Annotated in this window: 18 protein-coding genes and 1 pseudogene; 6 read left to right on the top strand and 13 right to left on the bottom strand. The window is 70.4% G+C overall.

Annotated features, from left to right (window positions below):
- Positions 1-78: 78 nt before the first annotated feature.
- The 7 genes and pseudogenes from ABS361_19785 to ABS361_19755 all read right to left on the bottom strand — a co-directional run bounded on the left by ABS361_19785 (position 79) and on the right by ABS361_19755 (position 5,315).
- Complete coding sequence (locus ABS361_19785; protein ID XBY44250.1) at positions 79-1,635, bottom strand: flavodoxin domain-containing protein; 1,557 nt, start codon at positions 1,633-1,635, stop codon at positions 79-81.
- On the bottom strand, positions 1,547-2,032 hold the full coding sequence (locus tag ABS361_19780) for a PepSY-associated TM helix domain-containing protein (GenBank protein ID XBY44249.1): 486 nt from the start codon (positions 2,030-2,032) through the stop codon (positions 1,547-1,549). The genes ABS361_19785 and ABS361_19780 overlap by 89 nt, the downstream gene beginning before the upstream one ends.
- Before the next feature lie 82 nt (positions 2,033-2,114).
- Positions 2,115-2,264, bottom strand: a pseudogene (locus ABS361_19775) (hypothetical protein).
- A gap of 34 nt (positions 2,265-2,298) precedes the next feature.
- On the bottom strand, positions 2,299-2,769 hold the full coding sequence (locus tag ABS361_19770; protein ID XBY44248.1) for a DUF2271 domain-containing protein: 471 nt from the start codon (positions 2,767-2,769) through the stop codon (positions 2,299-2,301).
- 53 nt (positions 2,770-2,822) lie between these two features.
- Positions 2,823-3,179, bottom strand: coding sequence for a hypothetical protein (locus ABS361_19765; GenBank protein ID XBY44247.1), 357 nt, complete (start codon positions 3,177-3,179; stop codon positions 2,823-2,825).
- 91 nt (positions 3,180-3,270) lie between these two features.
- On the bottom strand, positions 3,271-4,647 hold the full coding sequence (locus ABS361_19760; GenBank protein ID XBY44246.1) for a HAMP domain-containing sensor histidine kinase: 1,377 nt from the start codon (positions 4,645-4,647) through the stop codon (positions 3,271-3,273).
- A complete protein-coding gene (locus tag ABS361_19755; GenBank protein XBY44245.1) occupies positions 4,644-5,315 on the bottom strand; it encodes a response regulator transcription factor in 672 nt (223 codons plus the stop codon). Before ABS361_19755 ends, ABS361_19760 begins: the two co-directional genes overlap by 4 nt.
- Positions 5,316-5,597: 282 nt before the next feature.
- On the opposite strand from ABS361_19755, the gene ABS361_19750 reads away from it, so the two are divergent.
- Both ABS361_19750 and ABS361_19745 read left to right on the top strand, forming a co-directional pair.
- The gene (locus tag ABS361_19750; GenBank protein ID XBY44244.1) at positions 5,598-6,080 is read left to right on the top strand and encodes a helix-turn-helix domain-containing protein; all 483 of its coding nucleotides are present in this window, start codon (positions 5,598-5,600) and stop codon (positions 6,078-6,080) included.
- Positions 6,081-6,165: 85 nt separating this feature from the next.
- Positions 6,166-6,501, top strand: coding sequence for a PepSY domain-containing protein (locus ABS361_19745; protein ID XBY44243.1), 336 nt, complete (start codon positions 6,166-6,168; stop codon positions 6,499-6,501).
- 27 nt (positions 6,502-6,528) lie between these two features.
- Here ABS361_19745 and ABS361_19740 read toward each other — a convergent pair whose 3' ends face one another.
- Positions 6,529-8,250: a chloride channel protein gene (locus ABS361_19740; protein XBY44242.1), complete on the bottom strand. Its 1,722-nt coding sequence runs from the start codon at positions 8,248-8,250 to the stop codon at positions 6,529-6,531.
- A gap of 162 nt (positions 8,251-8,412) precedes the next feature.
- The gene (locus ABS361_19735; GenBank protein ID XBY44241.1) at positions 8,413-9,336 is read right to left on the bottom strand and encodes a LysR substrate-binding domain-containing protein; all 924 of its coding nucleotides are present in this window, start codon (positions 9,334-9,336) and stop codon (positions 8,413-8,415) included.
- A 311-nt stretch (positions 9,337-9,647) separates the two neighbouring features.
- Here ABS361_19735 and katG point away from each other — a divergent pair, with 311 nt between their 5' ends.
- Complete coding sequence (gene katG / locus ABS361_19730; protein ID XBY44240.1) at positions 9,648-11,846, top strand: catalase/peroxidase HPI; 2,199 nt, start codon at positions 9,648-9,650, stop codon at positions 11,844-11,846.
- 116 nt (positions 11,847-11,962) lie between these two features.
- On the opposite strand, the gene ABS361_19725 is transcribed toward katG, so the two are convergent.
- Entirely contained in the window at positions 11,963-12,598 is a 636-nt protein-coding gene (locus ABS361_19725; GenBank protein XBY44239.1) for an alpha/beta hydrolase, read from the bottom strand.
- A 119-nt stretch (positions 12,599-12,717) separates the two neighbouring features.
- The gene (locus tag ABS361_19720) at positions 12,718-13,662 is read right to left on the bottom strand and encodes a ring-cleaving dioxygenase (GenBank protein ID XBY44238.1); all 945 of its coding nucleotides are present in this window, start codon (positions 13,660-13,662) and stop codon (positions 12,718-12,720) included.
- Between the two features lie 157 nt (positions 13,663-13,819).
- Here ABS361_19720 and ABS361_19715 point away from each other — a divergent pair, with 157 nt between their 5' ends.
- The gene (locus tag ABS361_19715; GenBank protein XBY44237.1) at positions 13,820-14,827 is read left to right on the top strand and encodes a LysR family transcriptional regulator; all 1,008 of its coding nucleotides are present in this window, start codon (positions 13,820-13,822) and stop codon (positions 14,825-14,827) included.
- On the opposite strand, the gene ABS361_19710 is transcribed toward ABS361_19715, so the two are convergent.
- Positions 14,769-15,986, bottom strand: a complete 1,218-nt coding sequence (locus ABS361_19710) for an MFS transporter (GenBank protein ID XBY44236.1) — start codon at positions 15,984-15,986, stop codon at positions 14,769-14,771. The two genes, ABS361_19715 and ABS361_19710, sit on opposite strands and share 59 nt — an antisense overlap.
- Positions 15,987-16,236: 250 nt before the next feature.
- Here ABS361_19710 and ABS361_19705 point away from each other — a divergent pair, with 250 nt between their 5' ends.
- The gene (locus ABS361_19705; protein XBY44235.1) at positions 16,237-17,145 is read left to right on the top strand and encodes a LysR family transcriptional regulator; all 909 of its coding nucleotides are present in this window, start codon (positions 16,237-16,239) and stop codon (positions 17,143-17,145) included.
- Positions 17,146-17,476: 331 nt separating this feature from the next.
- The gene (locus ABS361_19700) at positions 17,477-19,735 is read left to right on the top strand and encodes an EAL domain-containing protein (protein ID XBY44234.1); all 2,259 of its coding nucleotides are present in this window, start codon (positions 17,477-17,479) and stop codon (positions 19,733-19,735) included.
- Between the two features lie 56 nt (positions 19,736-19,791).
- Here ABS361_19700 and ABS361_19695 read toward each other — a convergent pair whose 3' ends face one another.
- On the bottom strand, positions 19,792-20,058 hold the full coding sequence (locus ABS361_19695; protein XBY44233.1) for a DUF1674 domain-containing protein: 267 nt from the start codon (positions 20,056-20,058) through the stop codon (positions 19,792-19,794).
- Positions 20,059-20,250 lie beyond the last annotated feature (192 nt).

Genomic DNA, 20,250 nt, shown 5'->3' with positions numbered 1-20,250 from the left:
CAGGGCCCGACGATGGGTCGCGGCGTCGGGCGCCGCCGCAAGCGCGCCCGACGGGCCACGGGCGCGCGGTTCGGGAGCTCAGTAGATGTCTTCGACATAGCGACCGGTCGACTTGAGCGTGGCGAGATCGAGCCCGAGCGGATGGACGACGGCGTCGAGCGCCTCGCGCACCGCCTCGCCCATGTCGCGGCCGCCGCAGACCAGCACCTGCGCGCCGTGGCGGATCAGATCGCGCAGGCGCGCGGCATCGGCGGCGAGACGATCCTGGACATAGGCGCCGTCGGCCTCGCGCGAGAAGGCGGTCGTCAGCGAGGTCAGCCGCTTCTCGGCCAGGTACTGCGCGAGCTCGTGTTCATAGAGGAAGTCGGACGCAGGGCTCCGCCCACCCCAGTAGAGATGGACCGGCCGGCGCATCGCATTGGCGCGCACGAAGCCCGCGAGCGGCCCGATGCCGGCGCCGGCGCCGATCAGGATCAGCGGCGCGCGCCCCTGCGCCGGGCGAAAGCTCGGGTTCGGCCGGATGAAGGCGTCGACGCGCCCGCCCGGCTCGAGCCCGTGCAGCAGCGTCGAGCAGAGCCCGCCGTCGCGCTTGCGCACGCAGATCTCGAGCACGCCGTCGCGCGCCGAGGAGGCGAGCGAGTAGAACCGCGGCATCGCATCGCCGGGCGGCACGATGCCGACCAGATCGCCCGCCTCGAAGGACGGCAGCCGGCCCTGCCGGCCGCGCGTATCCGCCGGCGCACGGAAGCGCAGGATCGCGATCGGCGCTCCGACCGCCGCGCCATAATCCTCGCGGCCGACCAGCTCGAGCGGCTGCGTCGGAACCTTCGCCGCGACATGAGCGAGCGGCAGATCATGGCCGAGCACGGCGCCGAGATCGCGGCCCCACTGGGCGAATTCCTGGGCGGATTGCCGGTCGACCCGCTTCAACGGCATGAGCAAGGGGAAACCGCGCGCCTCGAATGCACCCACGACCTGCTGGGCGTAGCGGCAGAACTGCGGAAAGCTGCGATCGCCGAAGCCGAGCACCGCGACCGGGACACGGCGATCGAGCCGGTCCAACCGATCGAGGAACTGCCTGGCCGAGGCCGGCGCGTCGCCTTCGCCATAGGTGGCGGTCAGCACGATCAGCCGCTCCGCCGTGGCGACATGCGCGGCCGAGACCGCATTCATCGCGCCCGTATGGACCGCGTGGCCCGCCCGCGTCAGCGCCGCATGCAGCGTCGCGGCAAAACCCCAGGTCGAGCCGCCTTCGCTGCCGACCAGGATGACCGTGTCGGCGAGACGCGCCGGACGGTTGGCTTCGATGCGCGGCGACGCGGCGCGGCGACGCCACCACAATACGGCACCGGTCGCCGCGAAGATCGGCACCGCCGCCGACGAGAGCCCGAGCACGAGGCCGAGCGCCCAGGCGCCGCGGCCGGTATGCAGCAGGCGGACGATCGCGCCGATGCGGTCGAGCGTGGTCGCCGGGGCAAAGGCGAGCGTCGCGCCGGTCGCCGGATCGACGCGCAGTTCGCCCGCCGTGGTGACGACGGCGAAGGTATCAGTCGGATCGCCCTTGGCGGGAAAGCTCAGGCTGCGCAGATCCGTGCTGTCGATCGCGGCCAATGCGGCGAGCGCGCCGACCGGCATGGCCGGGCCGCCGGTCGGGGTCGCGGCGAGGTCCGCACTCGCTCTCCGGCAGGAGGCCGAAACGGTCGGCCGACATCCACAGTCCGGTCAGCGACGACAGAACGAGCCCGGCGGCCGCGAGGCGCCCGAGTTCGCCGTGCCAGCGGCGCAGCGCCGACCCGCGGATCGGCCGGGCGAGCGCACGCCAGCCGCCGAGCGAACGGGCAAGCAGCACGAGACCGCTCACCGACAGCGCCAACATCGCCAGCGCGCCGAGCCCGGCCGCGACCCGGCCGGCATCGCCGACGAGGAAGGACCGATGCAGGTTGGTCAGCCAGCGCGTGGTCTCCGAGACCGTATAGGGGCCGAGCCCCGCCCGGTGGCGGGGTCGACGATCTCCACCCCGAGGTGTCGCCATCCGACCAGTCCGCCGTCACGACGCCGGTCGGTCGCACCACGATGCGGTCGACCGTCTCGTGCCGGGCCGCGACCGCGGCGGCGAGCGCGGCGACGCTGGTGCCGCGCTCGACGGTCGGCAGGGTGGCGCGATCGACGGCCGGGTTGATCGACAGGATTGCACCGGTCGAGGCGATCACGGTGAGCCCGATCGCGAACACGAGACCGGTGAGCGAATGAAGACGGCGAAACATGGGAAACCCTCGAAACCTCGGGACGGCGGCCGGGTCAGTAGGAGACCGTCAGCGACTTGACGTAGCCCTTGCCGGCGATCGGCTTGCCGTTCGCAGGCGTGCCGAGCGGGACGACGACTTCGGAGGGATAGTCGCGGCCGTCCTCGACGGCGGTGTCGACATGGACCTTGTAGCCGGCGTCGATCATGGCATCGGCGAGGTCGAGGCTGATCTTGAGCGTCTTGCCGGAGCCGACGCTCGCGCCGGTAATGCCGTCGACCTCGGCCGGCCGGCCGCCGGACAGGCGCTGCCAGTCGGCGAGATGGCGCCAGTATTTGATCTTGGACCCCGCCATCCAGAGCGTGCCCTTGTAGGCACCGGCGGCATCGGTGACGTAGAGCGCCACATAGGCGCCGTTGCCACCGTAGCCGTTGAGCTTCACCTCGAAGGTGACGGGCTTGGCCTCGACGAGGGTCGGGAGAACGAATGCGGTGGCGGCGACGGCCGCCGATGTCAGGATCTTCATGGCATGTCCTCGAAACGGGTGACAGAAGGACGACCGAGCGGTCGCTCCGCAGGTCAGCGAACCTCGACCTTCGGCCGGGCCTTGCCCTGGAACAGGCCGTTGTCCGGCACGGGCGCGTTCGGATCGACCGGCCCCGTCACGGGCAGACGGGCGCCGCGACCGCGGTCGCCATGGTCGTCGTCGTCGTCATCATCGTCGTGGTGATGGCGCGCGTGGCGGCGGTCGCGATCGTGATGGCGCTCGCGACCGCGATCGGCCAGCTGGAAGCGCCCATCGCTCGGGCGCTCACGATTGAAGGCCTCGGCGCGCTCACCGTGTTCGCGGGTGAAGGCGCCGGCGCCGGCCGCCACGGCCGTGCCGACCAACGCGGTCGAGAGAACGAGGCCGGCAAGGAATGTGCGTCTGCGCATGAGAGTCTCCCTTTGCGTTCGATGGGGAGACCGTCGCGCTCACGCCTGACACCAGCCTGAACCCGGCCGGCCCGCGCCGTTCAGCCGAGCGTCAGGCTCGCGGCGGGATCGCACCGGCGTGCGGGGTGAGCCGGACGCCGACCTGGAACCCGTCCGCCCCGCCCGGCAGCGGCGAGGCGAGATCGAGGCCGAGACCGGCCCCGCGGCAGATCGCCGAGACGATGGCCAGGCCGAGCCCGGCGCCGTCCGCCGTGGTCGGACCGCGCTCGAACGGCCGGGTCAGCGCCGCCAGCCGCTCCGGCGGCACCACCGGCCCGTGATTGCCGACCTCGAGCCGGTCGTCGGCCAGGCGGACCCAGACCGGCCGCTCCGGATCGCCGTGCTTCAGGGCATTCTCGATCAGATTGCGCGCGAGGATCGCGAAAGCATCCGGGTCGAGATCCGACGACGGCGCCTCGCCGCCCTCGATCGCGAGCTCGAGCCGATCGGCGCACTCGAGCTGCCGGTCGATCTCGTCGATCACCAGCCGCAGCACCGGCGCGAGCGGCTGCGGATGCGCGGCGATCAGCCCGCCACCCTCCGCCTTGGCGAGCTGCATCAGCTTTTCGGACAGCCGGGCGAGCCGCTTCAGCGCGGCCTCGATCGCCTGCGCGCGATCACGGCGCGGGTCGCCCGCCAGCTCCGCGATCAGGCGCTGGGTCTGGGCCAGCGCGGCAGCGATCGGCGTGCGCAGCTCGTGCGCACTGTTGGCGGTGAAGCCGCGCTCGGCCTCCAGCGCACCGCGCAGGCGCCCGATCAGCGCATCGACCGACGCCGCGACCGGCGCGATCTCGGCGGGCAGCCCTTCGGTCTCGACCGGGCTCAGGTTGCCGCGCCCGCGCGCCTCGATCGCCGCGCGGAACGACACCAGCGGCCGGAGCGAGGTCCGGACCGCGAACCAGACCCCGAGGATCGCGATCGGCACCAGCGCGATCAGCGGCCAGACCAGCGCCATCACGGCCTTTCGCACCGCTCCCTGGCGGTGGAACAGCCGTTCGGCCGTGGTCACCACGATCGTGCCCTGCACGGCGGTCTCGGTATAGGTCCGCAACTGATCCGTCGTCGCGAAGCCGACGGCGAGATCCTTCGGGATGTGCAGGCTGTCGGCATCGCTCGATTGCAGCAACTCGCGCCCCTGCGCGTCGCGGACGACATAGGAGATGTATTCCCGATGCGGCCCGACCGGCGGCATGTGATGGATCGAGCGGTCGTCCTCGCGGGTCAGGATCTCGGCATAGGCGAGCGGCAGCACGCGCTGCGCGACCTCCTGCAGCGCGCTGTCGAACACCTCGTCGACCTCGCTCCGCAGCACGAGCCCGGCCACCGTCGTGGCGGCGAGCCAGAGCGCCGTCAGGCCGAGCGCCAGCCCGAGACCGAGCCGCCGGCGCAGGCTCGCGCGACCGAAACCGAGGCCGAGACCGCGCTTCATGCCGCCGCGCCCGGCGAACCGAGCCGGTAGCCCATGCCGCGCACGGTCTCGACCGCATCGGCGCCGACCTTCTTGCGCAGCCGGCCGATATAGACCTCGATCGTGTTGCTCTCGATATCGGCACCGAGATCGTAGAGCCGGTCTTCCAGCTGCGACTTGGTCAGGAGCACGTTCGGATGCTGCACCAGCGCCTCGAACAGCGCCCATTCGCGCGGGGTCAGCCGGATCGGCCTGCCGGCGCGCATCACCAGCCGCGCGGCGAGATCGACATCGAGATCGCCGACGCTGACGAGCGGATTGGGATTGCCGGTATAGCGGCGCCCGACGGCGCCGATGCGTGCGGAGAGCTCGTGCAGATCGAAGGGCTTGACCAGATAGTCGTCGGCGCCGGTGTTGAGCCCGGCGATCCGGTCGGAGATCTGGTCGCGCGCGGTCAGGATGATCACCGGCGTGACGTCGCCCGCCTGCCGGCGGCCCTTGAGGAAATCGAGGCCGCGCCCGTCCGGCAGCATCAGATCGAGCAGGATCAGGTCGTAGGGCACCACCCGGATCGCATCACCGGCATCGTCGAGCCGGCGGACCCAGTCGACCGGATGACCATCGGCGACGATCTGGTCGCGCACGGCCGTGCCGAGCACGGCATCGTCTTCGATGAGCAGGATTCGCATGCGGGAAGCCTCTTTGACGCCTCCGACCATACGCCCGACGCACCGGAATGACATCTCGGGAACAGCGCGCAGCATTCAGGCGGCCGTCAGCTTCGCGTGGTGGTCTGCATCCGACCGATCGCTCCTCATCGAACCCGCGAAGCCCCCATGTACCGGCCGGCCCATCCCGAATCCGCCCTCGCGCCGATCGCGCCCAGGATCCAGACCCGCCTCATGCGAGCGCGAGGCTCGGTTCGCGCCGGCGAGGCCAGCGCGAGCTTCCAGATTCTGGACGGCGCCGTGATGAAATGGGCGATCCTCGCCGGCGGCCGCCGCCAGATTCTCGACGTCGCCGGGCCGGGCGAGGTGATCGTCCTGTCCGGATCGGACCGCGACGAGATCGGCGCACAAGCGCTGCTCGCGAGCCGGCTCGTGGAACTGACGACCACGGGTGGATCCGGCACCTCGGCTTCGGATCCATTAGCCGAAGGCCTTCTCGGCGCCTTGGAGCGCAGTCAGCGCCATGCACTCGTTCTCGGCAGCGGCTCGGCGCTCAAACGCGTCGCTTTCGCGCTGCTGCGCCTCAACGAGGTCATGTCGCCCGGCGCCGAAGCGTTCGATTGTCCGATGACCCGCCGCGACCTCGCCGATTGGCTCGGCCTTGTGATCGAGACCGTATCGCGATCGCTGACGCGACTGCAGGACGCGCGGATGATCGATGTGATCGAGCACCACCGCTTCGTCATTCGCAAGCGGGCCGAACTGGCGGCCCTGGCCTGGAGCTGATCGACGGAGCGCCGCCGCGCCTCTTCCGGCGGATGAACGTTTCGCCTATCCCTTGGCGGCAGAGGGGCCGCGGGAGAGCGGATATATGAGACCTTTACGGAGACTGCTCGCCATCGGCGCCCTGACCATCGGCACCCTGACCTTCGGCGCGGCGCCCTGGACGATCGCCGCCTATGCCGACGGCCGCTGCGACGTGCCGCTCGCCGAATGGCAGCCGCGCGAGGCGCTGCAGAAGAAGCTCGAGGCGCAGGGCTGGACCGTGCTCCGGATCCGTGCCGACGACGGCTGCTACAAGGTCGTGGCGACCGACGAGACCGGCGCCATGGTCAAGCGCAAGTTCGATCCCCGCAACCTGACGCCGCTCGCCCGCGGCGGCCCCGGTCCCGGCCCCGGCCACCATCACGGCTGGGACGACGATTGAGGCCCCGCGGGCGCGATACGCCCCGCGCTACCGCTCGCCCGCGAGATCCCGGCGCGCCTTGTCGAGTTCCTCGGCATAGCGGCGGAGCAGGTGCTGTTCGGTGACGAGGCCGAGCACCTTGCGGCTGGCCATGCCGTCGACCACTGCGAGTTCTTCCGCCTTCGCGGCCTCGAACAGCTTGGCGGCTTCCGCGACATTCATCCACGGCAGCAGCATGCAGTCCTCGTGACGGGCGAGCGGGCGGACCGTCTCGCCGGGCTCCTTGCGCTCGCTTTCCGGCGCATAGGCGTCGGCGACGACGATCATGCCGGCATAGCGCCCGTCCGCGTCGACGGCGATCGCCCGCTGTGCCGAGCCGAGCGGATAGGCAAGCCGGAACGCCTGCAGCGTGCCGTCGGCTGGGAAGGTCTTCACGTCGCGGCGCAGGAGCTTCGCGACGGTCAGGCTGCGCATCCAGCCGACGTCAGTCGCGCTGCGGATCGTCTCGCCACGCAGATGCAGGCGCCAGGTCGAGAACGAATAGCCGAAGGTCTCGCGCACGACGACCGCCGACATGACAGACGCCGCGAGCACCGCGCCGGTGATCGCGAGATCGCCGGTGGTCTCGAGCACAAGGAACGACATGGTCATCGGCCCGCCGACGATGCCGACCGCCACCGACGCCATGCCGACCACCGCCGCGACCAGCGGCACCACCTCCGGCGCGATCGCCGTCACCGTGAGCAGGCCGGCGAAGATCTTGCCGAGCAGGGCGCCGAGAAACAGCGAGGCGAAGAACAATCCGCCGCGAAAGCCCGATCCGAGCGATACCGCCGAGGCGAGCGCCTTCAGCCCGAACAGCGCCCCGAGCGCGGCGAGAGAGGTCGTCGCGCCGAGCTCGAGATGCAGCGCGCCATGGCCGGACGACAGCACCTGCGGCGTGATCAGGCCGAGCACGCCGACGATGGCGCCGCCGACGAGCGGTCGCGCCGGGCCGGGGATCCGGGCGGTCCGCATCAGGCGCTCGACCAGCGTGACGAGCTGCATGATTCCGACCGCGACCAGACCGCCGATCAGACCGAGCGCCAGGAACGGCAGCAGATCGGTCCCGGTCATCATCGGCACATCGCCGATCTCGATCGGCGTCTGGACCGCGCCGAGCCACGACGCCGTCAGGCTGGCGGCGAGCGAGGCGGCCAGCACGGGCGCGACCAGCGCGACCGAATAGGTGCCGATGATCAGTTCGAAGCCGTAGAAGGCGCCGGTCAGCGGCGCGTCGAACGCGGCCGCGATGGCGCCGGCCGCCGCGCAGCCGACCAGGGTACGTACCTCGTTGCGGCGCAGCCGCAGCGCCAGCGCGATTCGCGAGGCGAAGCCGGCGCTCGCCTGCGTGTAGCCGGCCTCGAGACCGACGGAGGCGCCGAAGCCGCTCGAAATCATCGTCTGCGCCGCGACGAACAGGCTCTCGCCGATCGACATCCGACCGCCATGCAGCGCGTTCGCCTCGATCGGGTCGACCGGAACGCGCGTCGCGAACCGCCGGGCGGCGAGCATGCTCGCCCCGATCAGCGCGCCGCCGACCACCGGCACCAGCGCCAGATAGGGCGCGGCGAGCGTTGCCTGCTCGCTGAGCCGCGCGCCGCCGCCGATCCCGAACAACACGGCATGCAACTTCTGTGTGAGCCCGCTCATCGCGGTCACCACCGCGCCCGCGAGAACGCCGACCGCGGCGGCGAGCGCGAGAAGGCCGAGTTCGCGGAACCGCGCCAACGATCGCGGAGCCGCCGCAGAGCTGGGAAGAGCCGTCTCGGACAAGGGCCGGACCCTGGAATGAGGACGCACCGAACAGGATACGCCGCGTGCCGCAAGCCCACTCCCATAGACGCGCGGGTCGCCGCTGTCGACCGCGCCGAGATTCGATCGGCGGACCGGTCAGACCACCGGTTCCGGCGCGGTCGGCGCATAGAGCGTCGCGGCCGAGGCGCGCACGATGCCGGCGATCTCGTTGAGCTGTTCGGAGAGCGGGCTCGTCTTGCGCCAGATCATGCCGATGGTCCGGGCCGGCTTCGGCGCCTCGAACCGCGCGATCGACACCGCCGCCGATCGCGTCTCGACCGCCACCGCCATCTCCGGGATCAGCGTCACGCCGATGCCCGCGCCGACCATCTGGACGAGCGTCGACAGCGAACTGCCGTCGAGCAACTCGCGCGGCCGCGTCGCCGCCAGATTGCAGAAGGACAGCGCCTGGTCGCGGAAGCAGTGCCCTTCCTCGAGCAGCAGGAGCCGCATCTCGCGCAGCATCTCCCGGCTCGGGGCCGGCCGGCTCTCGTCCGCACGCGGCCGCACCAGCACGAACTCCTCCGAGAACAGACCGACCTCGACGAAGGCAGGCTCGGAGACCGGCAGCGCGACGATCGCGGCGTCGAGCCGGCCGTCGGCCAGCTCATGGATCAGCTTCGGCGTCGTCGTCTCGCGCAGCCGGAGATCGAGGCCGGCATGGGCGCGGGTCAGCTTGTCGACGATGGTCGGCAGCAGGTAGGGCGCGACCGTCGGGATCACGCCGAGCCTGAGCCGGCCGACGAAGCGGTCGCGCGAGGCCCGCGCGAGATCGCCGAGCTCGTCCACGGCGCGCAGGATGTCGCGCACCCGGCGCGCGAATTCCTCGCCGAAGCCGGTCAGGCGGAGCTGCCGGGCATTGCGCTCGAACAGCGCGGTGCCGAGCGCCTCTTCCAGCTCCTTGATCTGCATCGACAGCGCCGGCTGCGAGATCGCGCAGGCGTCGGCAGCGCGGCCGAAATGGCCGGACCGGGTCAAGGCCTCGAAATAGCGGAGCTGTTTCAGGGTGAGGTTGATCATAAGTCTGTCTTATCACACCGATCAGATAATCCAACTTAATCTAATGGAACAGTTCCGATAGAACAATGACCGTGGCTGAAGCTTCGGCGTCACGATCGCTTCGCGTCCCTGTGGCGGGATGGCGAGGGGCGGGACAGGCGAAACAGCAGGACGCAGGCCTGGCGGTGCCGTTCGAGCAACCCGCTTGGACGGAGCGCCGCGGAAGCGGTGGCGCGACATGCGACGCGCCGGAACGACGGATTGCACCGTCCAGAACAGGGCGTCGAACAATGCGGGTCCGCCCGACCGGACCCGCGACAATGGAGAGATCGATGCACGGAACCAACACGGCGGGCACCGGCAAGTGCCCGGTGGTCCACGGGGCCACCAATGTCGGCATGAGGTCGAACAAGGACTGGTGGCCGAACCAGCTCAACCTCAGGATCCTCCATCAGAACACCGCGCTGACGAGCCCGCTCGGCGAGACGTTCGACTATGCCGCGGCGTTCAAGACGCTCGATCTGGCGGCGGTCAAGCGCGACATCGTCGCGCTGATGACCGACAGCCAGGACTGGTGGCCGGCCGACTTCGGCCACTACGGTCCGCTGTTCATCCGCATGGCCTGGCACTCGGCCGGCACCTACCGCACCGGCGACGGCCGCGGCGGCGCCTCCTCGGGCACGCAGCGCTTCGCCCCGCTCAACAGCTGGCCGGACAACGCCAACCTCGACAAGGCCCGCCGCCTGCTGTGGCCGATCAAGCAGAAGTACGGCAACGCGATCTCCTGGGCCGACCTGATGATCCTTGCCGGCAACTGCGCGCTGGAATCGATGGGCTTCAAGACCTTCGGCTTCGGCGGCGGCCGCGCCGACGTGTTCGAGCCCGAAGAGGACATCTACTGGGGCTCGGAGACCGAGTGGCTCGGCGACAAGCGCTACACCGGCGACCGTGACCTGGAGAACCCGCTCGCCGCCGTGCAGATGGGCCTCATCTACGTCAATCCGGAAGGTCCGAACGGCAATCCGGACCCGCTCGCCGCCGCCCGCGACATCCGCGAGACCTTTGCGCGCATGGCGATGAACGACGAGGAGACCGTCGCGCTGATCGCCGGCGGCCACACCTTCGGCAAGACCCATGGCGCCAGCGCGGCGAGCCATGTCGGCCCCGAGCCGGAAGGCGCCACGATCGAGGAGCAGGGCCTCGGCTGGAAGAACAGCTTCGGCACCGGCCACGGCGCCGACACCATCACCTCGGGCCTCGAGGTGACCTGGACCTCGACCCCGACCAAGTGGAGCAACAACTTCTTCTGGAACCTGTTCGGCTACGACTGGGAGCTCACCAAGAGCCCGGCCGGCGGCCACCAGTGGCAGCCGAAGCACGGCGCCGGCGCCAACAGCGTGCCGGACGCACATGATCCCTCGAAGCGGCACGCCCCGGCGATGCTGACGACCGATCTCGCGCTGCGCTTCGACCCGGCCTACGAGAAGATCTCGCGCCGCTTCTTCGAGAACCCGGATCAGTTCGCCGACGCCTTCGCCCGCGCCTGGTTCAAGCTGACCCACCGCGACATGGGCCCGAAGGTCCGCTATCTCGGCCCGGAGGTCCCGGCCGAAGACCTCATCTGGCAGGACCCGATCCCGGCCGTCGATCACCCGCTGATCGACACCGCCGACATCGCCAAGCTCAAGGCCGAGATCCTCGCCTCGGGCCTGACGACGGCCGAACTGGTGAAGACCGCCTGGGCCTCGGCCTCGACCTTCCGCGGCTCCGACAAGCGCGGCGGCGCCAACGGCGCGCGCATCCGGCTCGCGCCGCAGAAGGACTGGGCGGTCAACGAACCGGCCGAGCTGCAGAAGGTCCTCTCGGTGCTGGAAGGCATCAAGGCGACCTTCGATGCCAACGCGACCGGCGGCAAGCAGGTCTCGCTCGCCGACCTGATCGTGCTCGCCGGCTCGGCCGCGGTCGAACAGGCCGCCAAGGCTGCGGGCCATGCGGTCACCGTGCCGTTCACGCCCGGCCGCGCCGACGCCTCGCAGGACGAGACGGATGTGGAGTCCTTCGCGGTGCTGGAGCCCGTCGCCGACGGCTTCCGCAACTACCAGAAGGCCGCCTTCACGATCTCGCCGGAGGAACTGCTGGTCGACCGCGCCCAGCTGCTGACGCTGACCGCGCCGGAGATGACGGCCCTCGTCGGTGGCCTGCGCGTGCTCGGCGCCAACCATGGCGGCACGGCCCATGGCGTGTTCACCACCCGCCCGGGTCAGCTCACCAACGACTTCTTCGTCAACCTGCTCGACATGGGCACGGTTTGGAAGTCGACCTCGGCCGAGGAGACCGAGTTCGAGGGCCGTGATCGCAAGTCGGGCGCGGTGAAGTGGACGGCGACCCGCGTCGATCTCGTGTTCGGCGCCAACTCGCAGCTGCGTGCCCTCGCCGAGGTCTATGCCCAGGCGGACGCGGAGGCGAAATTCGTCGACGCCTTCGTCGCGGCCTGGACCAAGGTCATGAACGCGGACCGCTTCGACGTCTGAGCCGGAACCAGCGGATCGGGCGCCCCCACCCGATCCGCTCCGACAAGGACGCGCGGGCGGCGCCTCTCCCCCGGAGGCGCCGCCCGCTTTTTTTCGCACCCGTCATCCGACCCGCGTCAGCGGACCGGGTCGATGGCCTTCGCCGCTTCCGCGATCCAGGCCCGGGCGATATCGACATCGGCCTGGGTCAGCGGATGGCCGGTCGGCAATGTGCGGTGGTCGACCGCAGCGCCCGCGGCCCGGAACCGCTCGGCGAGCCCGCCGACGTCATCCGCGGTCACGATCGGATCGCGCGCGCCCGACAGCATCAGGATCGGCGTGCCGTCGAGCCGCACCGGCTCGGTCGAGCCAAGCGGCTGCATCGGGCGGATCAGCACCGCCCCGGCGAGCACGCCCGGATGGGTCAGCAGCACCGCCGCGGCGATATTGGCGCCATTCGAGTAGCCGACCGCGATCGGCGCGCCGAGCCCGTAAGCGGCCCGCGCTCCGGCGACGAACCCGGCCAGCTCGCCGGCCCGCCGACGCACGTCATCCTCGTCGAAAATGCCTTCCGCGATCCGGCGGAAGAAGCGCGGCATGCCGTGTTCGAGCACGCGGCCGCGCGGCGAGACCAGCGCCGCGCCGGGCGACAGCGCCCGGCCGAGCGGCAGGAGATCGTTCTCGTCGCCGCCGGTGCCATGCAGGAGCAGGAGCGGCGTGGCGGCCGGATCGGCGCCCGGCACGAAACGATGGATATGGGAGAGCGTGTCCATGGAAACCTCCTCGATCCCGTGACGGCGCCACTCGAAGCAGCGGCACGGGAGCCGATGGCCGGCCGCGTCGCCGCGGCCGGCCGATATCGGGATGTTCAGGATCGATCGTCAGCCGATCGTCAGGCGGTCGCCTCGGCCGGCGTCAGATCCGGCAACACCGCCTCGATCCGCGCGCGGTGGCGCTCGTACTGGGCCGGCAGCTTCAGCGCGGTGCCGAGGCTCTCGACCGGCTCGTCGACCGCGAAGCCCGGCTCGTCGGTGGCGATCTCGAACAGCACGCCGCCGGGCTCACGGAAGTAGACCGAACGGAAGTAGTTGCGATCGGCCTGCGGCGTGACGCGGACATTGTGGTTGGCGACAAGCTTCTCGACCATCGCCGCCTGCTCGGCATCGTTCGCCGCCCGGAAGGCGACGTGATGCACCGAGCCCGCGCCCGGCCGCGCCGGCAGGAAGCCGCCGGCCGCGCGCAGATCGACAACGCCACCGGCGCCGGCCTCCGTGCCGTAGCGGGTCAGGTTGCCCTCCCGGCCGGTCTCGCTGAAGCCGAGCACGTCAGTCAGGATCGCGCCGGTCGCCTCGGTCTTGTCGAGCAGCAGCGTCACGCCAAAGAAGCCGCGCAGCGCATGCTCGGCCGGCACGTCGCCGGTCGTCCAGGCCGCTTCGGCCTCGATGCCCGGCACGCCGACCAGCGCGAGCCGCATGCCGTCCGGATCGCGGAACGGCAGCACGGTCTGGCCGAAACGCTTCTCCGGCGCCTCGTGCGGCACGCCCTTCTCGATGAAGCGCTGCGTCCACCAGCCGATCGAGGCCGCCGGCACCCGGTAGGCCGTCTCCGACGTCTCACCGACGCCGAGCCGGCCGGCCGCGACATTGGCCCAGGGGAAGAAGGTCAGGATCGTGCCGGGATGGCCGATCTCGTCGCCGAAATAGAAGTGGTAAGTACCCGGATCGTCGAAGTTGACGGTCTTCTTCACCAGACGCTGTCCGAGGACGCGGGTGTAGAAATCGAGATTGCGAGCCGCCGGTCCGGCGATCGCGGTGACATGATGGATACCCTTGGTCATCTTGGGTCACTCCTGCCCGAGTTCGTGGCCGGGCGTTCCGATGACCAGACAGATAGGACGTCCCTCGCTCTGGTGCACCTCATTTCGATTGCATGCTTGCAATCGTACCTTCGCACTGATCCAATAATCATTGCGCAGAGGAAAGATCGAGACGACCATGGCCATCCCCCAACGCACGCTGAACTGGGATGATTTCCGCGTCGTGGCCGTGATCGCCGAGACGCGGTCGCTGCCCGCGGCCGCCGCCGCGCTCGGCATCGACCACTCGACCGTGTTCCGCCGGCTGAATCAGATCGAGGCGGGCCTGGGTGTCCGGTTGTTCGAGCGGCTGCGCACCGGCTACGTGCCGACGCCGGCCGGCGAGGAGATCGTCGCGGTCGCCGAGCGGCTCGACGGCGAAATCACCTCGTTGACCCGCCGCCTGTCCGGGCGCGAGCCCGAGCCGAGCGGCGAATTGCGCGTCACCACCAACGACTCGCTGCTGATCCATCTGCTGACGCCGATGCTCGCCCGCTTCCGGCGCCAGTACCCGAAGGTCCGGCTCGACATCGTGATCGGCAACCGCGCTCTGAACCTGTCCAAGCGCGACTCCGACGTCGCGATCCGGGCGACCGATGCGCCGCCGGAGACGCTGATCGGCCGACGCCTGGCGCGGATCGGCTGGGCGCTCTATGGCGCCGAGAGCGCGTTTCCACGCCCCGAACCGGTCGACGCGGCGAGCCTCTATGAGCGGGATTGGGTGTCGCTCGGCGAAAGTCTCGCCGGCCTGGCGGCGGTGCGCCATGTGCGCGACCACGTCGCGCCGGAGCGGATCGCCTATCGCATCGACACGGTGCTCGGCCTCGCCGAGGCGATCGAGGCCGGCGTCGGCGTCGGCCACCTGCCCTGCTTCGTCGGTGATTCGCGCCCGGGCCTGCGCCGTCTCGGCCCGCTGGTCGAGGCTTTCGCGACCGATCTCTGGCTGCTGACCCACCCGGACCTGCGCCACGCGGCGCGGGTCCGGGGCTTTCGATGTCATGGCCGCGGAGGTCTCCGCCTGCCGCGGCCTGATCGAAGGCTCGACCGTCGCGCCGCTGTGACGGTCGACGGTCAGCCCTCGGCGGCGCTCAATGCGCCGCCGTCTTCGTCTGAGGATGTCCGCGCCGGGTGCGGGCAAGCGCCGTGACCCCCAGCGCCATCGCGCCGAGCGCCACGCCGAACAGGCCGACCGCCGTCCAGCCACCCTGCATCCAGGCCGCCGTCGCGCCGGCCGAGCCGAGCGCACCGCCGAGGAACATGCCGGTCATGAATACGGTGTTGAGCCGCGAGCGCGCCGCCGGCTCGAGCGCATAGACGAGGTGTTGGTGCGAGATCAGCGCACTCTGGGCGCCGAAATCGAGCAACAGCACACCGACGACCAGTCCGGCGAGGCTGTTCCAGCCGACGAACACCAGCCAGGACACGAGCACGGTCGCAGCCCCCGCCGCGATGACCGCACGCGGGCCGCGACGGTCGGCGAGCGTGCCGGCGAGCGGCGCCGCGAAGACGCCGGCCGCGCCGATCAGGCCGAACAGGCCGGCGAAGTCGGCCCCGAGGCCGAAGTGCGGCTCGGCGAGATGGAACGCGAGCACGGTCCAGAACGCCGAGAAAGCGCCGAACAACGCGGCCTGCGTGTAGGTCGCCCGCCGGAGCGCCGGATGGTGCCGCCACAGCCGGCCGAGCGACACGAGTGCGGCGCCGTAGCCGATCGTCGCGGTCGGCACGGAGCGCGGCAGCGTCGCGCGCATCACCGCCGCCGCGGCGAGCGCCAGCGGCACGCCGAGCCCGAACATCGCGCGCCATCCGGCATGGGTGGCGACGAAGCCCGCCAGCGTCCGGCTGAACAGGATGCCGCACAACAGACCGGCCATGACCGTGCCGATCGTCCGCCCTTGCCGGCCGGGCGCGCTCAGCGCCGCCGCGAAGGGGACGATCTGCTGCGCGACCGACGATCCCATGCCGATCAGCACCGAAGCGGCGGCGAGCGCCAGCGCGTTCGGCGCCAGCGCCGCGGCGGCCAGCGCCAGCGCGAGCAGCGCGAACTGGATCGTGATCAACCGCCGCCGCTCGACGATGTCGCCGAGCGGCACCACCAGGAACAGCCCGGCAGCATAGCCGAGCTGGGTCGCGGTCGGGATGAACCCGGCGAGCGGCGATGGCGGCAGATCCGCCTCGATCACGCCGAGCATCGGCTGGTTGTAATAGATGTTGGCGACCGCGACGCCGGTGGCGGTCGCCATCAGAAGGATGAGACCACGCCCCAGGACGGATGTGGCGGCGGGATCGGATGCGGTGTGCTGAGACATGGCACGGCTCCCGGAGCGCGACCCGCCGAACCGGCCGCCGTGCGGCGGGGTCCGGCGATCGCTCCGTTGAAGGTCCGGCGCAGCACCGCGCTCGGGTCTGACGAGACCCGGAACAGGCACCCCCGCGTCGGACGGGAAAGAGACGGGGCGGAAATTCCGTGCCGCCCATGTAGCAGCTTATCCATTTTCGCAGTATCGAGGGGAAACGACCAGCCGGTCTATCAAAAATGGATAAGGCGAGATCACCACGATGGACATCGATGCCGTCGCCGTCTTCGTCGAGGCGGCCGCGACCGGCAGCCTCTCCGGTGCCGCACGCCGGCTCGGCATCTCGCCGATGCTGACCTCGCGCCGGCTGGTGGCCCTGGAGCGCGAGCTCGGCGTACGCCTGCTGCATCGGACCACCCGCGCCTCGTCGCCGACGCCGGAGGGCGAAGCCTTCCTGCCCTTCGCCGAAACCATGCTCGACAGCGCGGCCACGGGACGGGCGCTGCTGCGCTCGGCCAGCACCGGCGCCGCCGGTCGCCTGCGCGTGTCGACCTCGGTAATGTTCGGCCGCCGGATCGTCCTGCCGCTGATCGGCCCACTGCTCGCCGCCAATCCCGAACTCGCCATCGACCTGCAGCTGAGCGATCTGCCGTCCGACATTGTCGGAAGCGGCCTCGACCTCGCGATCCGCATCGCGCCGCTGGCCGAAAACGGCCTCGTCGCCCGCCGGCTGGCGCCGAGCCCGCGGCTGCTGGTCGCGGCCCCCGCCTATCTCGCACGGCGTGGGGCGCCGACCCGCCTCGCCGATCTGCGCGACCACGACTGCCTGCCCCTGTCGGAGACGACGCAATGGAGCTTCCTGCGCGAGGGGCGGGAAACGCGCATCGGCGTCGCCGGTCGCTTCGCGTCGAACACGATCGACGCGATCTATGAGACCTGCCTCGCCGGCCTCGGCCTGGCGATCCTGGCCGAGTGGAACATCGCCGAGGACATCGCCGCCGGCCGGCTGATCCCGATCCGGCTCGACGATGCCGCACCGAGCGCCCTGGCGATCTGGGCGGTCTACCCGACGGCCCGGCAGGTGCTGCCGAAGACGCGCGTGTTCATCGCGGCTCTGGAACAGCGATTGTCGGAGCTCGGCCTGAAGACTGCCGCGACGTTCTCGGGTTGAACAAAAATTCCAGTTACTGACAAGGAGTTGAGGCCGCACGCTTTTGCCAGTAACCGCGAATTTAGGTCTGTCGGGCATAGTGCAGAAATGTCTTGTTCCGATCGAACACCGGTCGGACCCATGTGAAACGGCTTTGTTCGGTGACGAGATCGAATGTTCGGCCGCGACGCGGCGATCCCGATACCGGCCACGCGGCGGCGCAGCGGCTGGACCAAGTCGCCCGCATGCTGGCGACGCTCGGCGCGACCAATGCCGCGATCATGCGCGCACGGTCCCGCGAGGAGCTGTTTCGCCTCGTCAGCGCCGCCGCCGCGGCGGCAAGTTCGCCTCCATGGTCATCGCCCTGGCGGCCCCGGACGCCGGTCGTCTAACCATCGTCGCCATGGCCGGCGCCTCGCTGCGCCGGGCCGAACCCGTTGACATCGAAATCACCGCGACGGACGGCGCCACCGCGATCATCGCCGCGGCCTACCGCGACCGCCGCCCCGTGCTGAGCACCGATGCGGTCGCCCTGGCGCCCTATGGCTCGTCGGCCGCTGCCGTGCCGCTGCTGCGCGGCGGCGAGGTGATCGGCGTGCTCGCCTTCTCGTCGAGCCAATCGGAGAACTTCACCCCCGACTTCGTGGAGCTGCTGCAGCGGCTCGCCGAGAACATCGTCTTCGCACTGGACAACTTCGAGCGCGGCGAGGAACGCCGGCGGGCGGAGGCCCAGCGCGAACGGCTGACGCGCATGTTCGCGGCGCTGAGCGCCACCAACGAGGCGATCATCCGCGCCCGCACCCGCGACGACCTGTTCCGGCGCGTCTGCCGCGCGGCCGTCCATGGCGGCAAGTTCGCCTCCACCATCATCGCGCTCGCCGAACCCGGCGAGACCTACATGCGCGTGGTCGCCTGGGCCGGACCGAAGGCGCACCTGCAGAAGACCGTGCGTATCGCGGTGACCGATGCCTGCCCGGAAGGTCTCGGCATGAGCGGCCGCGCCTTCCGGACCATGCAGCCCTGTGTGATCAACGACTATCTCGCCGACGCGCGCGGCACGGCCTTTCACGAGCGGGCCCGGCGCGAAGGCAACCGGTCCGGCGCTTCGCTGCCTCTGATCAGCAACGGTCGGGCGGTCGGCGTGCTGGTGTTCCTGTCGAGCGAAGTGAATGCCTTCACGCCCGATCTGGTCGAACTGCTGCACCGGCTCGCCAACAACGTTTCCTTCGCCCTGGAGAACTTCCAGCGCGCCGAGGAGAAGGCCCGCGCCGACGAACGGGTGAAGTATCTCGCCACCCACGACGGCCTGACCGGCCTGCCGAACCGGGCGAACTTCAACGTGCTGCTGCACGAGGCGATCCGCGTCGCCCGCCGCGCCGCCAACCGCTTCGCCGTGCTGTTCATCGACATCGACCGCTTCAAGGTGATCAACGACTCCCTGGGCCATGTCGCGGGCGACGAGCTGCTGGTCGAGATCGCCGGCCGCCTCGGCCGATGCCTGGAGCCGACCGACGTGGTCGCGCGGCTTGGCGGCGACGAATTCGTGGTCGTGCTGAAGAATGCCGAGGACGCCGGTTCGGTCGGCGCCGCGGCGCGTGAGATCCTGCGCGCGGTCAGCGAGCCGCTGCTGCTCTGCGGCGTCGAATGCCGAACCACCGCGAGCATCGGCATCGCGCTCTACCCGTCCGACGGCGAGGACGAGGCGACGCTGACCAAGAACGCCGACGTCGCCATGTACCGCGCCAAGGAGGAAGGCAAGAACGGCTTCCGCTTCTTCTCGGCGCGCGCCAAGCCGATGTCGGTCGAGCGGCTGATCATGGAATCCCAGCTCCGCCACGCGCTGCGGCTCGACCAGTTCCGCCTGCTCTATCAGCCGAAGGTCAATGTCGCGACGCGCCGGATCACCGGCGTCGAGGCCCTGCTGCGCTGGTCGTGTCCGGAGCGGGGCGAGGTTCCGCCGGACCAGTTCATCGCCGTGGCGGAGGAGACCGGCCTGATCGTCCCGATCGGCCGCTGGGTCCTCAACGAGGCCTGTCAGCAGGCCGCCGCCTGGCGGGCACGCGGCCTGCCGCCGATCTCGATGGCGGTGAACCTGTCGCCGCGCCAGTTCTCCGACGGCGGCCTCAGCACCGATATCGACGCCGCACTCACCCTGAGCGGCATGCGGCCCGATCTGCTGCAGATCGAGATCACCGAGAGCACGATGATGCGCGACGTCTATCACGCGAGCCATCTGCTCGAAGATATTCGCAGCCGCGGCATCCGGATCGCCATCGACGACTTCGGCACCGGCTATTCGTCGATGTCGCTCTTGAAGAAGCTGCCGGTCGACACGATCAAGATCGACCGCTCCTTCGTCCGCGACCTGCCGGGCGACAGCGAGGATGCCGCGATCTCGCAGGCCGTGATCGGCATGGCTAAGGCGCTGAAGCTGAGCGTCGTGGCGGAAGGCGTCGAGACCGAGGAACAGGCCGCCTTCCTCGCCAACCACGCCTGCGACGAGATGCAGGGCTATCTGTTCAGCCGTCCGGTCGCCCCCGACCGCATCGAGGCCATGCTGACGGACACGGCCGGGGCCGAAGACGGCGTCGCGAACCGACGGATCGCCTGATCCGGGCACCGCCTGAGCGGGGACGCGCGACGCTCCGGACATGAGTCGTGCCGACGTCAGAAGTCGCTCGCGATCCCCTTCACTTCCCAGTCGCCATAGCGCACCGGCTCGGCGCCGCCACGGCCGTTGACCTCGCGCGGCAAAGAGAGATTCTGCGCGATAGCCTGCGCCGCCTTGCGCCGTTCCTCGGCCTCCATCAGCGCGCGCTGGGCCGCCGGCGGCAGATCCTCGAAACGCGGCCGCGCCGGCGCGGCTCCCTCGACGACCGGAGCGCTGGGGCCGGCGGATCGCTCGCCGGACGCGGGGTCGGACATGGTAGTCATGGGTAAGGCTCGCTCTCGGTTGCTGCGGAAGGCTTCCGGCGGTCGTCCTGCCGGGCCGGCGCGCGCCGCTTCCTTGCAGCACGCTGACCGCGCTCCCATCATATAGGCGAGGCGCGGGTCCGAGAAACCGTCCATTCGGTCCATGCGCCACCGATGATCGAACGCTGACGTGCGCCCCCTGACGTCCGACGC

This window comes from Ancalomicrobiaceae bacterium S20, from assembly GCA_040269895.1.
In the GTDB taxonomy this organism is placed as follows: domain Bacteria; phylum Pseudomonadota; class Alphaproteobacteria; order Rhizobiales; family Ancalomicrobiaceae; genus Methyloraptor; species Methyloraptor flagellatus.
This window is presented reverse-complemented; position numbering and strand designations above follow the sequence as displayed.

Bases quoted from the DNA above. Each gene is read 5' to 3' on its own strand.
- ABS361_19755 (XBY44245.1), bottom strand. From the start codon at position 5,315: ATGCGAATCCTGCTCATCGAAGACGATGCCGTGCTCGGCACGGCCGTG.
- ABS361_19710 (XBY44236.1), bottom strand. From the start codon at position 15,986: ATGTCTCAGCACACCGCATCCGATCCCGCCGCCACATCCGTCCTGGGG.
- ABS361_19750 (XBY44244.1), top strand. From the start codon at position 5,598: ATGAAATGGGCGATCCTCGCCGGCGGCCGCCGCCAGATTCTCGACGTC.
- ABS361_19700 (XBY44234.1), top strand. From the start codon at position 17,477: ATGGTCATCGCCCTGGCGGCCCCGGACGCCGGTCGTCTAACCATCGTC.
- ABS361_19760 (XBY44246.1), bottom strand. From the start codon at position 4,647: ATGAAGCGCGGTCTCGGCCTCGGTTTCGGTCGCGCGAGCCTGCGCCGG.
- ABS361_19715 (XBY44237.1), top strand. From the start codon at position 13,820: ATGGCCATCCCCCAACGCACGCTGAACTGGGATGATTTCCGCGTCGTG.
- ABS361_19780 (XBY44249.1), bottom strand. From the start codon at position 2,032: ATGGCGACACCTCGGGGTGGAGATCGTCGACCCCGCCACCGGGCGGGG.
- ABS361_19720 (XBY44238.1), bottom strand. From the start codon at position 13,662: ATGACCAAGGGTATCCATCATGTCACCGCGATCGCCGGACCGGCGGCT.
- ABS361_19735 (XBY44241.1), bottom strand. From the start codon at position 9,336: ATGATCAACCTCACCCTGAAACAGCTCCGCTATTTCGAGGCCTTGACC.
- ABS361_19785 (XBY44250.1), bottom strand. From the start codon at position 1,635: ATGCCGGTCGGCGCGCTCGCCGCATTGGCCGCGATCGACAGCACGGAT.
- ABS361_19765 (XBY44247.1), bottom strand. From the start codon at position 3,179: ATGCGCAGACGCACATTCCTTGCCGGCCTCGTTCTCTCGACCGCGTTG.
- ABS361_19725 (XBY44239.1), bottom strand. From the start codon at position 12,598: ATGGACACGCTCTCCCATATCCATCGTTTCGTGCCGGGCGCCGATCCG.
- ABS361_19770 (XBY44248.1), bottom strand. From the start codon at position 2,769: ATGAAGATCCTGACATCGGCGGCCGTCGCCGCCACCGCATTCGTTCTC.
- ABS361_19745 (XBY44243.1), top strand. From the start codon at position 6,166: ATGAGACCTTTACGGAGACTGCTCGCCATCGGCGCCCTGACCATCGGC.
- ABS361_19705 (XBY44235.1), top strand. From the start codon at position 16,237: ATGGACATCGATGCCGTCGCCGTCTTCGTCGAGGCGGCCGCGACCGGC.
- ABS361_19695 (XBY44233.1), bottom strand. From the start codon at position 20,058: ATGACTACCATGTCCGACCCCGCGTCCGGCGAGCGATCCGCCGGCCCC.
- katG (XBY44240.1), top strand. From the start codon at position 9,648: ATGCACGGAACCAACACGGCGGGCACCGGCAAGTGCCCGGTGGTCCAC.